Below are 13,697 nucleotides of genomic sequence, written 5' to 3'. Positions count from 1 at the left end.
GTTCGGGACGCGGGCCGCTCAGTCCTGCGCCCGTCCCGTGGTGACACGGGCGATCATGAGAGCGACCAGGATGATGCCGCCGTAGATGGCCTGGATCCAGAACGAGGGGACCTGTGCCAGGGTGAGCAGGTTCTGTACGACACCCAGCAGGAGTACGCCGGTCAGGGCGCCGAACATGGTGCCCTTGCCGCCGTCCAGGCTGATGCCGCCGATCACCGCCGCCGCCATCACCGTGAAGATCATGTTGTTGCCCTGGTTGGCGCTGATCGCGCCGACGTAACCGGTCTGCATGATCCCGCCGACGGAGGCGAGGACGCCCGCGACGACGGAGACGCCCAGCACCACCCGGTCGACACGGATACCGGCCGCGCGGGCCGCCTCCGCGTTGCCGCCGATGGCGTACAGGGCGCGGCCGACCCGGTGGTACTTGAGGATCAGTCCGGCCACGCCGAAGGCGACCGCGGCCAGCCACACCGACAGCGGGACCCGCAGGAAGGTGGAGGTGGCCAGGGAGAAGAACGCGTCGGGCATGCCGAACAGCGTCTTGCCCTTGGTGGCGCCGACGAGCAGCCCGCGCAGCACGATCAGCATGGCGAGGGTGACGATGAAGGCGTTGAGCTTGAACTTCACCACCAGGACGCCGTTGAAGGCGCCGATGACCCCGCCGACGACGAGCACGGCGAGCAGCGCGAGCCCGGCCGGCCACCCGGTGCCCCAGCCGGACTCCGCGGTGGGCAGCACCAGCAGGGCGCCGACGGCGGGGGCGATGCCGACCACCGACTCCAGGGACAGGTCGATCTTGCCGGTGATCAGGATCAGCGACTCGGCGAGGACCACCATGGCCAGGGCGGCCGAGGCGCCCAGGATGGAGATCAGGTTCCGTTCGGTGAGGAACGAGTCGTTGACGATCGCGCCGAGGATCAGGAGAACCAACAGCGCTGGTACGAGGGCGAGTTCACGGACCCTGCGGAGCAGCACGGTCTTGGCGGCACGGGCGTCCGGGACGCGTACGGGGCCGGCGGTCGAGGCCGACGGGGCCTTCGTGTCAGCCATGGTCCACTCCTTCGGCCGGGGAGCCAGCTCCTGGGGGCATGGAGTCCACTCCTTCTATGGAGGCGATCAGCTCATGGTCGCGCCAGCCCGCCGGGTGCTCGGCGACGACGCGGCCGTGGAAGAGGACGAGGACCCGGTCGCAGCGGCGCAGGTCGTCGAGTTCGTCGGAGACGACCAGTACGGCGGTGCCGTCCTCGCGGGCGTTGTCCATGCGGGCGAGCAACGACTCCTTGGACTTCACGTCGACGCCCGCGGTCGGGTTGATGAGCACGAGCAGCCGGGGGTCGGAGGCGAGGGCGCGGGCCATGACGACCTTCTGCGCGTTGCCGCCGGACAGGTCGGAGACGGGCTGCTCGGGGCCCTCGGCATGGATGTCGAGGCGCTCGATCAGCTCGTCGGCGAAGCGGCGCTTGCGGTCGCCGGCGACGAAACCGAAGCGGCCGAGCCGGTCGAGGACGCTCATGGTGGCGTTGTCGCCGATGCTCATCCCGAAGACCAGCCCCTGCCCGTGCCGGTCGCGCGGCACACAGCCGACACCGGCCTTGAGCGCGGCCTGCACATCGCCGAACGGCAGCCGCTCGCCGCCGAGTTGCGCGACTCCGGAGGTCGGCGTGTACAGGCCGGCGAAGGACTCCGCCAGCTCGATCTTGCCGCTGCCGCTGGATCCGGCGATCCCGACGACCTCGCCCCGGCGCACGGTGAGGTCGATGTCCTGGTACGTCGGCGAGGTCAGCCCCCGCGCGTCCAGCACGACCGGGGATCCGTCCGCCACCGCGTCGCGGCTGTGGTCCTGCTCGGCGATCGACTCCCCCGCCATGGCCTCCACCAGGGCCCGGCGCGGGAGTTCGGCGACGGGCGCGGTGGTGATCCAGCGGGCGTCACGGAGCACCGTGACGGTCTGGCAGACCTCGTAGACCTCCTGGAGATGGTGCGAGATGAACAGGAAGGTCACGCCCGAGTCCTGGAGCGCCCGCATCCGGCTGAACAGCCGCTCGATCTCCCGGTTGTCGAGCTGGGCGGTCGGTTCGTCGAGCACGATGAACCGGGCGCCGAAGCTCAACGCCCTGGCGATCTCGACCATTTGGCGGTCCTCGACCTTGAGGTCGGCGGTGCGGGCCTCGGGGTCGACATGGACGTCCCAGGTGTCGAGCAGGGCGGCCGCCTCGCTCCGCAGCCGCCGCCAGCTGATGAGACCTCGGCGCAGCGGCTGCCGGTTGATGAACAGGTTCTCGGCGACCGTCAGCTCCGGTACGACCGTGGGCTTCTGGTAGACGCAGGCGACCTTGCTCCGCCAGGCATCCCGGTCGGTGAGCGGGGGCGCGGGCTCGCCGTCGAAGCGGACCGTGCCCCCGTCCGGGGCCTGGAGGCCGGTGAGGACGCCGACCAGGGTGGACTTGCCGGCGCCGTTGCGGCCGACGAGGGCGTGGGACTCGCCGGGCCGCACGGTGAGCCGGCCGTCGGCGAGGGCGACGGTGGGGCCGTACCGCTTGACGATGTCCCGGGCCTCAACAAGTGGCGTGCTCATTTGACCGTGTTGCCCCACAGCTTCGGGTCGTCCACGTTGTCCTTGGTGACCAGGGGCGCGGGGAGCTGGTCCTCCAGGATGCCGCTGGGCAGCTTGACGATCGTGGAGTCGTGGTCGGTCGGACCCGGCTTGAAGGTCTTCCCCGCCATCGCCGCCTTGATGTAGTACATGCCGTACTTGGCGTAGGCGTCGGCGGGCTGGGAGACGGTGGCGTCGATCTGGCCCTTGCGGATGGCGTCGAACTCCTGCGGGATGCCGTCGTTGGAGACGATGACTATGTGCCCGCTCTGCCCGGCCGTCTTGAGCATGCCCTTGGACTTCAGGGTCTGCAGGGTCGGCGCGAGGTAGACACCGCCGGCCTGCATGTAGATGCCCTTGATGTCGGGGTTGGCGTTGAGGAGCGTGTCCAGCTTGGACGCGGCGGTGTCGGACTCCCACTTGGCGGGGATCTCCAGCACCTTGAGCTTCGGGTACTTCTTCTTCACGCAGTCCCGGAACGCCTCCGAGCGGTCCCGGCCGTTGACCGAGGCCAGGTCGCCCATGATCTGCACGACCTTGCCGCTGGTGACGTGCGAGCCGAGGTAGTCGCAGGCCTTGGTGCCGTAGGCGACGTTGTCGGCGCGCACCACCATGGCGACCTTGCCCTTGTCGGGCGCCACGTCCACGGCGACCACCGGCACCCCCTTGCGCTCGGCCTGATCGAGACCCGCCTCGATGGCCGCGCTGTCGAGCGGGGCGACGACCAGGCCCTTCACGCCCTGGTTCAGCTCGTTGTTGATGTCGGTGATCTGCTGCGACGGGTCGCTGTTGGAGTTCACCGTCTTCAGCGCCTCGACGCCTTCCGACTTCGCCATCTTGGGCACGTAGTCGTTGTACGACTGCCAGAACGGCGACGTCAGCAGGGGCAGGATCACCCCGACCTTGCCGGTGCCGCCGCCTCCGGCGCTCCCGCTGCCGGTGTCCTTCGTGCTGCCGCATGCGGCCAGCGCGAGCGAGGCGCCGACGGCCACGGCCGTCGCGCCGAAGATCCGGTACCTGTTCCGCTTCCCCAGTGTTCTGCCGGGCATCTGGCAGCTCCTCATCGAGCGTGTTCGAGCAGATGCCCGCATACTTATCAGACCACTCGGCGCCGTCAACACCCTGCGGACGCGTTTTTCCGCGAAATCAGCCGTAGTGGTCGGACCACATCGCTGGTTAGACTGCGGCGCACCGGCGAACGGAGGAGCGGTGTGGACGAGACAGCCCCGCAGAAGGGCACGGTGACGCAGCGCGCCATCGAGCGGATCAAGGCGATGATCGGAGAGGGCCGCCTGGAGCCGGGCCAGCGGCTGCCGACGGAACGGGATCTCGCCGCACAGCTGGGCATGTCCCGCAGCTCGATGCGCGAGGCGATCCGCGCGCTGACGGTTCTGGGCGTCCTGGAGGCCCGGCACGGTTCCGGCATCTACGTCACCCAGCTGGAGGCGGGTGACCTGCTGGAGACGTTCGGAGTGGTCGCCGATCTGTCACGTGGACCGCAGCTGGTGGAACTGCTGGAGGTCCGGCGGGTCCTGGAGTCGACGGCGACGGCACTGGCCGCCGCGCGGATCACGCCCGACCAACTGGCCGAGGTGGAGAAGCATCTGACGGCGATGAACGCGACGGACGACCCGGAGGAGATCCTCGCGCACGACCTCGCGTTCCACCGGGTGATCGCGGGTGCGGCGGGGAACGACACGATGGCCGCGATCCTGGAGGGACTGTCGTCGCGGACGTTCCGGGCGCGGGTGTGGCGGGGGTTTCAGGAGGAGGGGGCGTTCGCAAGGACGCGCCGCGAGCACGCCGCGATCCATCGGGCCCTCGTCGCCCGGGATCCGGAGGCGGCGAGGGCCGCGGCGGCCGCGCATGTGGGTGAGGTGGAGGAGTGGTTGCGGGCGCAGCTGGGCGCCTGAGGCAGAGGATTCACCGATCCGCCGGGCCTGTTGTGGCAGGGGTCCACAACTGACTTGGGGACAAGGGGGTTTCACCGGTCGGCCCGCTGTGCCACCAGAGTCGACGGCGGACATACGGAGGGGCGGGGGCCGGTGTCCCTGTCGGGTGAGTACGTGACCGCCGGCGGGCCGGCCGGGTGGGGGCGCCGGTGCCCCCACCACCGCGCGCATGACGTGGCGTTCCGCGCGGGGCGGGGGCATCCGGCGGTGTTCCGGCCGGGACGTGGTGGGTCACGCCCTGCTGAAGCGCAGTGTCCTCAGCTCGAACGGACGCAGGCGCAGGGTCACGTCGGCCCCGTCCAGGATCGGTGCGGGGGCATCGGCCAGGGGCCGCTCCAGCAGGTCCGTCGCCGTGACCCCCGTGACCTCGAAGCCCGCCGTCAGGGTCGCGTGGGCCCGGCCGCCGTGGGCCTCGTGGAAGCGGACCACGACGTCGCCGCTGCCGTCGTCGGCCAGCTTCACGGCGGTGATGACCACGCCGTCGTGGTCGACCGTGACCAGCGGAGCCGCCTCCCGCGCACCCGTCACCCTGCGCTCCGGCAGGTTGATCCGCCAGCCCTCCCGTACCGCGTCCGCGACTGCCGCGCCCGGTACCAGTGCGTGCCGGAAGCGGTGCACGCCCTGGTCGGTCTCGGGGTCGGGGAAGCGCGGGGCGCGCAGCAGGGAGACGCGGACCGTGGTCGTCGTACCCCGGTCACCGTCCGTGCGGACCGCGCGGGTCACATCGTGGCCGTACGTCGAGTCGTTGACGATCGCCACGCCCCAACCCGGCTCGTCCAGGTGGATGAAGCGGTGGTTGCAGGCCTCGAACTTGGCCGCCTCCCATGAGGTGTTGGTGTGGGTCGGACGGTGGAAGTGGCCGAACTGGGTCTCCGACGCATAGCGTTCGGCGTGCAGGTCCAGCGGGAAGGCCAGCTTCAGGAACTTCTCCGTCTCGTGCCAGTCCACCTCCGTGTCGATCAGCAGGCGGCGCTCGCCGGGCTCCAGTGACAGCACCTGGGTGACGCGGGAGGAGCCGAAGGACCGGGTGATCCGGACCGAGCGGCCGTCCGCGCCGGCCGTCAGCTCGTCGGTGTCGGTGAGGTCCGTGACCGCGTTGCGGTAGAAGGCGTCGACGTCCCACGCGTCCCACATGTTCGGGAAGTCCGGGTGGAGTTGGAGCAGGTTGGCGGCCGTGCCGGGGGCGATGGTCTCGCGGACGGCCGTGCCGTCGTACGCGGACACGACCAGGCCCCGGTCGTCGATCTCGATCCGGAGCAGGCCGTTGGAGAGGATCCGGCCGCCCTCGGGGCGCTCCGAGACCGTCACCTCCCCGGGCGGCGCCTCCTCGCCGGCGCCCCCGGCCGGTACGCCGTTCCTGCTGTGCGGCGCCGCGTTGAACAGGAGGGGCCGGTCGCCCTCCCCGGCCAGGGCCCGCTGGGCCGCTTCGATGATCCCGTCGAGTTCGGCGGCGACCCGCTGATAGGTCGCCCGGGCCTCGCGGTGCACCCAGGCGATCGACGAACCCGGCAGGATGTCGTGGAACTGGTGCAGCAGGACCGTCTTCCAGATCCGGTCCAAGTCCTCGTAGGGGTAGGGGAATCCGGTGCGGACGGCGGCCGTCGCGGCCCACAGCTCGGCCTCCCTCAGGAGGTGTTCGCTGCGCCGGTTGCCCTGTTTGGTCCTGGCCTGGCTGGTGAGGGTGGCGCGGTGGAGTTCGAGGTAGAGCTCGCCCACCCAGACGGGCGGATCCGGGTATTCGGCCTCCGCCTTCTTGAAGAACTCCTCCGGGGTCTCCCAGACGACCGTCGGCGCGCCCTCCAGATCCCGTACCCGGGCCGCCTTCGCGACCATCTCGCGGGTCGTGCCCCCGCCGCCGTCGCCCCAGCCGGTCGGCGCGAGGGAGTGCCGGGCCCGGCCCTTGTCCTTGAAGTTACGGGCCGCGTGCGCGAGTTCACTGCCCTTCATGGAGCAGTTGTAGGTGTCGACGGGCGGGAAGTGGGTGAAGATCCGGGTGCCGTCGATGCCCTCCCACTGGAAGGTGTGGTGCGGGAACTTGTTCGTCTGGGACCAGGAGATCTTCTGGGTGAGGAGCCGGGTGGAGCCCGCCGCCCTGATGATCTGCGGGAGCCCGGCCGCGAAGCCGAAGGTGTCCGGCAGCCAGGCCTCGTCGTTCTCGATCCCGAACTCGTCGAGGAAGAACCGTTTGCCGTGCACGAACTGACGGGCCATCGCCTCCGAGCCCGGCATGTTGGTGTCCGACTCCACCCACATGCCGCCGGCCGGCACGAACCTGCCGTCCGCGACGGCCTTCTTCACCCGCGCCCACACCTCGGGCCGGTGCTCCTTCACCCACGCCCACTGCTGGGCCTGGGACATGGCGAACACGAAGTCGGGCTCGTCCTCGATGAGGGCGGTCATGTTGGCGGTCGTACGGGCCACCTTGCGGACCGTCTCGCGCAGCGGCCACAGCCAGGCCGAGTCGATGTGCGCGTGGCCGATCGCGCTGATCCGGTGCGCGGAGGGGGCGGCGGGTACGGACAGGACGCCGGCGAGTTGGGAACGCGCCTGCTCAGCGGTGCCGTTGACGTCCTGGAGGTCGATCGCGTCCAGGGCCCGTTCGACCGCGCGCAGGATCTCCCAGCGGCGCTGGGCGTCCGCCGGCAGCTCGGCCATCAGCTCGCCGAGCACCTCCAGGTCGATCACCAGCTGCCACACGGTCTCGTCGAAGACGGCGAGGTCCATCCGGGTGAGCGTGTACTGCGGCTCGTGCCCGGCGGTGTCCTTGTCGCCCAGCCGGGTGGGCCGGAAGGGGTGGTAGTCGAGGATGACGGGGTTGGACGCGGCCTCGACGTGCAGCCGTACCTGCTCGCCGCCCGCCACCGGGGCGCCGATCCGGACCCACTGGTTGCGCGGGTTGAGGCCCTTCACCGGGGTGCCGTCGGGCCGGTAGACCAGGCCCTCGCACTGGAAGCCGGGCATGTTCTCGTCGAATCCGAGGTCGAGCAGGGCCTCCACGGTCCGCCCCGCCCACTCCTCGGGAACGGTTCCGGTCACCCGGAACCAGCTGGTGCCCCACGGAGCACCCCACCGGGCGCCCACCTCGATCGGCCCGGGCTCGGCCGCGAGCCCTTCGGCGACCGGCACGGGTTCGCCGGGTGCGTGCCACACGGCGACGTCGAGCGGCACGGACTCGGGGTACACGGCGGGACGGATGCGCTCGTCGAGGACGCGCCTGAGGCGGGCTTCAACCAAGCTGCGGTCGTCATGCATGTGGGGTGCTCCGTTTGTTCGTTACCGGTTACCAGGTGTGCGTGACCGTTGCGGGGTCCGACGAGGTGTACAGCTCCCCTGCGGCACGCACTTCGAACCGTGCCGTCACCTCGCCCTGCTCCGGCTGGAGCCCGGTCAGGTGGAAGGCCCGCTGGCCGGTGGCGCCGAGGAAGCGCCGGGTGACGGCCGCCGCCTCGGTCGCCGCCGTCGCCGGCAGTAAGCAGGCCAGGGCCGCCGCGGTGGCGGCGATGAGGACGGCGCGTCTTCTCGGGTTCACGAGCGGGCGCCTCCTGGTGGGGTGGGGAGTACCTGATCGGGAGTGACGACCTCGGTGATGCCGCGCGCGGCGAGATGCTCCTGGTCGTCCGCGCGGGTGTCGAGGACGGTGGTGGGGCGGGCGCCGTCGACGGCGAGGCGGAACCAGGCGTCGAAGACGGGGCCACCGGGAGCGCACCGGGAGCGCCGGGCGGGGTCGGAGGGCACGACCAGCGCCGTGGTGCGTGCCTTCGCCGCCCTGGGCTCGGCCGCCGCGAGGGCGTGCGCGAGGTCCTTGGGCTTGCGGTCGTTGGTCAACAGACCGAGTCCGTACTCGAGTTCGGGAAAGTCGGCGAGGCTCCTGCTGACGTCGTGCGAGCACCACCAGGTGACGCCCCACAGGTCGGGGCAGTCCAGTACGGCGGTGAGGGTCGCCTCGGTGAACGCGGCCGCGTGCTCGGCGGGGATCAGCGGCGCGGGCGCGCCCACCTCCTGGAGCCATACGGGCCGGTGCGGGTCCTCGGCCCAGGCCTTGCTGAGCTCCACCAGGTACGCGGCGTGCTGCTCGGTCTGCGGGGCGGTACGGCCGTGGCGCTGGGCGGTGCCGTCGAACACCCAGGAGTGCACGGCGGTGAGGTCGCCGAGGCGGGCCGAGTGGGCGGGGGTGAAGGGCTGGTCGTCCTGGTACCAGGCGGCGTCGTAGGAGGCGTGCAGATGCAGCTTGCCGGGGGCGGCCTCGGCGCAGGCGGCCAGCAGCCGGGCCAGCCAGCGCTCGGCCTCCGCCTCGGTGGCCCGGTCCGGATCCGGATGCGGGCCGGCGGCGAACTGGTTGACCTCGTTGCCGATCGTCATCCCGATGAAGTTCGGCCGGTCCGCGAGCGCGGCGGCCAGGGTGCGCAGGTAGGCGGCCTCCCCCGCCACGACCTCCGGGTCGGTGAAGAGGTTGCGCCGGTGCCAGGTCCTGGTCCAGGCCGGCAGGAAGTCGAAGCTGCTCAGGTGCCCCTGCAGGCCGTCCACGTTGACGTCGAGCCCGCGTTCGGCGGCCGCGTCGGCGAGGGCTACCAGTTGCTCCACGGCCCGCGGCCGGATCAGGGTGCGGTCGGGCTGGAAGTAGGGCCACAGCGGAAAGACCCGGATGTGGTCGAGTCCCAGGGCGGCGATCGAGTCGAGGTCGGCGCGCACGGAGTCCAGGTCGAAGTCGAGCCAGTGGTGGAACCACCCTTCGCTGGGGGTGTAGTTGACGCCGAAGCGCACGGCCGGAGGCATGCGGTCTCCTTGCGGGAACGGGGGTTCAGCCCTTGACGGCGCCTTCGCCGACCCCGCGGAAGAAGTACCGCTGGAGGCAGGCGAACAGGGCGATGAGCGGGGCCACGGCGATCACGGTGCCGGCGGCGACGAGACGTTCGTCGTTGGCGAAGGTGCCGTGCAGGTAGTTGAGGCCGATGGTGAGCGTGAACCTGGACGGGTCGCTGAGCACGATCAGCGGCCAGAGGAAGTCGTCCCAGGCACCCATGAAGGCGAAGATCGCGACGACGGCGACGGTGCCCTTGACCGACGGGAGTGCGATTCGCAGGAACCGCTGCCAGACGTCGGCGCCGTCGACATAGGCCGCCTCCTCGATCTCGTAGGGCAGGTTGAGGAAGGCGTTGCGCATCAGCAGCACGTTCATGGCGCCGATGGAGCCGGGCAGCACGACGCCGATCAGGGTGTTGTTGAGGCCGAGTTCCCGCATGGTGGTGAACTGGGCGATGATGATCCCCTCCACCGGCACGAGCATCGCGAGGATGAAGACGAGGGTGGCCACCCGGCGGCCCCGGTAGCGCAGCCGGGCCAGGGCGTATCCGGCGAGCGCCGAGCCGACGCAGTTGGTGACGACGCTCGCGCCCGCCACCTTCAGCGAGTTGAGGGCGTAGTCCCAGACGGGGATGGTGTCGGCGACCCGCTGGTAGTTGTGCAGGGTGGGATGCTCGGGCAGGAAGCTCGGGGGCGAGCTGAAGATGTCCTCGGTCGGTCCCTTGAGCGAGGTGGACAGCTGCCACAGGAACGGTCCGACGGTGACGGCCAGCACAAGCAGCAGCAGGCCGTAGCGCAGGGCCAGTTCGCCGGTCCGGATGCGGCGGCCGTGCTCGTCGGTGAAGCGGGCCCTGGGGGTGCTCATGAGCGGTCCCTCCGGTCGGCGCGCAGCACCAGCAGCATCAGCGCGACGGTGACGACGAAGACCACGACGGAGAGCGCCGAGGCGTACCCGACCCGGCCGGTCAGTCCGGTGCCGGTGCGCTGGACGAGCATCACGAGGGTGGTGTCCTCGCCGGCCGGGCCGCCGCTCGGGCCCGCCATCAGGTACACCTCGGAGAACACCTTGAAGGCGGCGACCGAGGAGAGCGCGGCGACCAGCACCATCGTGGAGCGTACGGCGGGCACGGTGACGGAGAGGAAGCGGCGCACCGCTCCCGCGCCGTCCACGGCGGCGGCCTCGTGCAGTTCGCGCGGGACGTTGGCGAGCGCCGCCAGATAAATGATCATGTAGTAGCCGAGGCCCTTCCAGACCGTGACCGCCATCGCGCTCAGCAGAAGCAGCCACTGGTCGCTGAGGAAGCCGATCCGGCCGACCCCGACCGTCTCCAGCAGGGAGTTGACCAGGCCGCGTTCGTCGAGGAGCCAGACCCAGATGAGCCCGACCACGACGATCGAGGCGACGACCGGGGTGTAGAAGGCGGACCGGAAGAAGGTGATGCCCGGGATGTTCTTCTGCACCAGCAGTGCGAGCAGCAGCGGCAGGACGACGAGTGCCGGCACGACCACGAGGACGTACAGCGTGCTGTTGCGCAGGCCGGTCCAGAACATGTCGTCGTGGATCAGCTCACGGAAGTTGGCGAGGCCGACGAACCGGCCCGGGATCAGGGTGCGACGGTCTGTGAAGGAGTTGACCACCGTCGAGACGAACGGATAGAGCACGAAGGCGCCGATGACCAGCAGTCCGGGCGCGGCGAACAGCCATGGACTGGTGGGGAGTTGGCGCCGCACGCGGGACACGCCGGCCATGTCTCCCCGCTCAGCCCTGCTGCTGGAGCAGCTGGTCGCAGGCCTTGACAGCGTTGTCCAGAGCCGTCTTGGGGCTCTCCTTGCCCTGCAGGGCCTTGGCGACCTCGTTGCGCAGCGCGGTCTTCATCTGGTCGCTGAACAGCACCGGCGTGTAGTTGACCGCGTTCTTCAGTGACTTGGCGGCGGCGATCCGCACCCGGGTCTCGTCGGTGCCGTCCTCCTTGGTGAAGTACGGGTCGTCGAGGGAGCCGGCGGTGCTGGGGAAGATGGCGACCTGCTTGGCGAAGGACATCTGGTTCTGCGCGTCGGTCACGAAGTGCGCGAAGGCGACGGAGGCCGCGGTGTGCTTGGTCCGGGAGTTGACCATCACACCCATCACGTACATGTTGACGTGCCCGGTGCTGGTGATCTGGTCGGTGATCCCGATGTTCTTGTACAGGTTCGGCGCCTGCTTCTGGAAGTTGGCGAGGTCGAGGGCGCTGCCGGGGTTCATGGCGACGGCCTCGGTGAGGAACTTCTTGCCGGAGGACTCCGGGGTCGCGGTCAGCGCCTGCGGGTCGAGCGCCTTGGCGTCGTACAACTCCTTGTACTTGGTCAGGAGTTCGACGCCCTTCGCGTCGTTGAAGGCGAACCCGGTGCCCTGCTTGTCCATCAGCTCGACGCCGTAGCGCCCGAAGTCCTCGACGGTGGGGACGTTGGCGAGGGTGGCGACCTTGCCGTCGCTCTGCTGTGCCATCTTCAGGGCGTCGGCGAAGAGGTCGTCGTAGGTCTTCGGCGGCTGCGCGGGATCGAGTCCGGCCTGCTTGAACAGGGCCTTGTTGTAGAAGAGCGGTCCGGTGTTCAGATACCAGGGGAAGGCGTACGTCCCGCTCATCCCCGGTATCCGATGGCTGGCCCACGCCCCGTCCAGATACTCGGGCCGGTACTTGGCCGCCGCCTTGTCGAGGTCGAGGGCGAGGCCCGCCTTGGCGAGCGGGGCGGCGAGGTCCGGGGAGACGTTGACGACGTCGGGCAGGGTACCGCCGGCCGCGTCCGCGCTGATCTTGTCGGCGTAGCCCTCGGCGGGCTGGTCGATCCACTTGACGTGGGTGTCCGGGTACTTCTTCTCGAAGTCCGCGATCAGGCCCTCGAAGTACGACTTGAAGTTCGCGCGCAGGTTCCAGGTCTGGAACGTGATGTCGCCCTCCACCTTGCCCGAGGCGTCGGTGGAACCACCGCCGTCCGCCCCGGAGCCGCAGGCGCTCAGCGGCAGGGCGAGGAAGGCGGCAGCGGCGAGGGCGAGGGCTCTGCGGGAGATGCGCATGGTCCGTTGCTCCTTTGCAGCGGGGGGCGGCCGAAGGTGCCGCGGCAGACCTTGCACGCCGTTTCCGGGACGAGTCAATGGATTCGGCGGAGCTAAAGTCATTAGTGACTCAAAACCCCTGCTCAGCAAGGCGTTACGAACGTATTGCGGTCGATCACTAATACGCTTTAGAGTGTTCGAACTCAAGCGCATTAGCGGATCACGGTCCCGACCGAATGAGGAACTGAGTTGGCGGAGAAACGCATCCCCGCGCGCCGGCCGACGATGAAGGACATCGCACGCCGGTCCGGAGTCTCCGAGAGCGCGGTCTCCTTCGCGCTGAACGGCCGCCCCGGGGTCTCCGAGACCACCAGGGCCCGGGTGCACCGGGTCGCCGAGCAGCTCGGCTGGCGGCCCAGCACGGCCGCCCGCGCCCTGTCCGGCGAGGGCGCGGCCACGGTGGGCTTCGTCCTCGCCCGTCCCGCGCACTCGCTGGGCGTGGACTCGTTCTTCCTCCAACTGGTCTCCGGCATCCAGGAGGTGCTCGCCGAACGCCATCTCGGCCTGCTCTTCCAGATGGCGGAGGACGTGGCCGACGAGTGCGCGGTGTACCGCCGCTGGTGGGCGGAACACCGCGTCGACGGCATCCTGATGGTGGACCCGCGCGCCGACGACCCCCGCCCCGACCTGCTGGACGAGCTGGGCCTGCCGGCGGTGGTGATCGGCGGCGCCCCCGACGAACGCCACCCGGGGCTGTCGACGGTCTGGGCGGACGACGCGGCCGCGATGGCGTCGGTGGTGGACGAGCTGACGGCACTGGGCCACCGCAGGATCGTGCACATCGCGGGACTGCCCGGCCTCGCCCACACCCAGCGCCGGATCCGCGCCCTGCGCGGCGAGGCGGACGGCCGGGGTCTGACCGAGGTCCGTTCGGTCACCACCGACTACTCCGACGCCGAGGGCGCGGCCGTCACCCGCCGCGTGCTGCGTGCCACCCCGTCCCCGACGGCCCTGATCTACGACAACGACGTGATGGCGGTGGCCGGGGTCGCGGCCGCCGCCGAACTCGGCTACTCCGTCCCGGAGGACGTCTCGGTGGTCTCCTGGGAGGACTCGGCCCTGTGCCGCATGGTCAAGCCGTGGCTGTCGGCGCTCTCCCGGGACAGCGCCGAGTTCGGCCGGGTGGCGGCCCGCGAGCTGACGGCCCTGCTGGACGGCGGCTCGGCCCGCGCGGTGCGGGTGCCGGTGCCCCGACTGACGATACGGGGCAGCACGGCACCCGCCGCCGTCCGCTCCTAGACCGCGGACCGGAACAGCG

Annotated in this window: 11 protein-coding genes; 2 read left to right on the top strand and 9 right to left on the bottom strand. The window is 70.4% G+C overall.

Annotated elements, in window-relative coordinates; all coding sequences use genetic code 11:
* Positions 1-18 precede the first annotated feature (18 nt).
* The 3 genes from ABZ642_RS09020 to ABZ642_RS09010 are packed head-to-tail and all read right to left on the bottom strand — an operon-like array spanning position 19 to position 3,645.
* Positions 19-1,053 carry an ABC transporter permease gene (locus ABZ642_RS09020; RefSeq protein ID WP_360479480.1) on the bottom strand — a complete coding sequence of 345 codons (1,035 nt, stop codon included), beginning with the start codon at positions 1,051-1,053 and terminating at the stop codon, positions 19-21.
* Positions 1,046-2,578 (bottom strand): sugar ABC transporter ATP-binding protein, encoded by a 1,533-nt coding sequence (locus ABZ642_RS09015; RefSeq protein WP_360479477.1) that lies wholly within the window; start codon positions 2,576-2,578, stop codon positions 1,046-1,048. Before ABZ642_RS09015 ends, ABZ642_RS09020 begins: the two co-directional genes overlap by 8 nt.
* Positions 2,575-3,645: a sugar ABC transporter substrate-binding protein gene (locus ABZ642_RS09010; RefSeq protein ID WP_360479474.1), complete on the bottom strand. Its 1,071-nt coding sequence runs from the start codon at positions 3,643-3,645 to the stop codon at positions 2,575-2,577. The genes ABZ642_RS09015 and ABZ642_RS09010 overlap by 4 nt, the downstream gene beginning before the upstream one ends.
* A gap of 162 nt (positions 3,646-3,807) precedes the next feature.
* Between ABZ642_RS09010 and ABZ642_RS09005 the strand changes: the two genes are divergently transcribed.
* Positions 3,808-4,509: a FadR/GntR family transcriptional regulator gene (locus ABZ642_RS09005; protein WP_360479471.1), complete on the top strand. Its 702-nt coding sequence runs from the start codon at positions 3,808-3,810 to the stop codon at positions 4,507-4,509.
* A 270-nt stretch (positions 4,510-4,779) separates the two neighbouring features.
* On the opposite strand, the gene ABZ642_RS09000 is transcribed toward ABZ642_RS09005, so the two are convergent.
* Genes ABZ642_RS09000 through ABZ642_RS08975 form a run of 6 tightly spaced genes read right to left on the bottom strand, consistent with a single transcriptional unit; the run spans position 4,780 to position 12,400 of the window.
* Positions 4,780-7,800 (bottom strand): glycoside hydrolase family 38 C-terminal domain-containing protein, encoded by a 3,021-nt coding sequence (locus tag ABZ642_RS09000; protein ID WP_360479468.1) that lies wholly within the window; start codon positions 7,798-7,800, stop codon positions 4,780-4,782.
* A 28-nt stretch (positions 7,801-7,828) separates the two neighbouring features.
* Complete coding sequence (locus tag ABZ642_RS08995; protein WP_360480222.1) at positions 7,829-8,077, bottom strand: hypothetical protein; 249 nt, start codon at positions 8,075-8,077, stop codon at positions 7,829-7,831.
* The gene (locus tag ABZ642_RS08990; RefSeq protein ID WP_360479465.1) at positions 8,074-9,321 is read right to left on the bottom strand and encodes a glycosyl hydrolase; all 1,248 of its coding nucleotides are present in this window, start codon (positions 9,319-9,321) and stop codon (positions 8,074-8,076) included. The genes ABZ642_RS08995 and ABZ642_RS08990 overlap by 4 nt, the downstream gene beginning before the upstream one ends.
* Before the next feature lie 25 nt (positions 9,322-9,346).
* Positions 9,347-10,213: a carbohydrate ABC transporter permease gene (locus ABZ642_RS08985; RefSeq protein WP_360479462.1), complete on the bottom strand. Its 867-nt coding sequence runs from the start codon at positions 10,211-10,213 to the stop codon at positions 9,347-9,349.
* Complete coding sequence (locus ABZ642_RS08980; protein ID WP_360479459.1) at positions 10,210-11,097, bottom strand: sugar ABC transporter permease; 888 nt, start codon at positions 11,095-11,097, stop codon at positions 10,210-10,212. Before ABZ642_RS08980 ends, ABZ642_RS08985 begins: the two co-directional genes overlap by 4 nt.
* Positions 11,098-11,107: 10 nt before the next feature.
* Positions 11,108-12,400 (bottom strand): extracellular solute-binding protein, encoded by a 1,293-nt coding sequence (locus tag ABZ642_RS08975; RefSeq protein ID WP_360479456.1) that lies wholly within the window; start codon positions 12,398-12,400, stop codon positions 11,108-11,110.
* Between the two features lie 228 nt (positions 12,401-12,628).
* Here ABZ642_RS08975 and ABZ642_RS08970 point away from each other — a divergent pair, with 228 nt between their 5' ends.
* A complete protein-coding gene (locus ABZ642_RS08970) occupies positions 12,629-13,678 on the top strand; it encodes a LacI family DNA-binding transcriptional regulator (RefSeq protein WP_360479453.1) in 1,050 nt (349 codons plus the stop codon).
* Positions 13,679-13,697 lie beyond the last annotated feature (19 nt).

The sequence above is a fragment of the Streptomyces sp. NPDC007157 genome, assembly GCF_040634235.1.
GTDB lineage: Bacteria > Actinomycetota > Actinomycetes > Streptomycetales > Streptomycetaceae > Streptomyces.
The sequence above is the reverse complement of the archived record's forward strand: the minus strand, read 5'-3'. Positions and strand labels throughout refer to the sequence as shown.

Excerpts from the sequence above, each read along its gene's own strand:
- ABZ642_RS08975 (WP_360479456.1), bottom strand. The coding sequence starts at position 12,400 with ATGCGCATCTCCCGCAGAGCCCTCGCCCTCGCCGCTGCCGCCTTCCTC.
- ABZ642_RS09000 (WP_360479468.1), bottom strand. The coding sequence starts at position 7,800 with ATGCATGACGACCGCAGCTTGGTTGAAGCCCGCCTCAGGCGCGTCCTC.
- ABZ642_RS08985 (WP_360479462.1), bottom strand. The coding sequence starts at position 10,213 with ATGAGCACCCCCAGGGCCCGCTTCACCGACGAGCACGGCCGCCGCATC.
- ABZ642_RS09020 (WP_360479480.1), bottom strand. The coding sequence starts at position 1,053 with ATGGCTGACACGAAGGCCCCGTCGGCCTCGACCGCCGGCCCCGTACGC.
- ABZ642_RS09010 (WP_360479474.1), bottom strand. The coding sequence starts at position 3,645 with ATGCCCGGCAGAACACTGGGGAAGCGGAACAGGTACCGGATCTTCGGC.
- ABZ642_RS08990 (WP_360479465.1), bottom strand. The coding sequence starts at position 9,321 with ATGCCTCCGGCCGTGCGCTTCGGCGTCAACTACACCCCCAGCGAAGGG.
- ABZ642_RS09015 (WP_360479477.1), bottom strand. The coding sequence starts at position 2,578 with ATGAGCACGCCACTTGTTGAGGCCCGGGACATCGTCAAGCGGTACGGC.
- ABZ642_RS08980 (WP_360479459.1), bottom strand. The coding sequence starts at position 11,097 with ATGGCCGGCGTGTCCCGCGTGCGGCGCCAACTCCCCACCAGTCCATGG.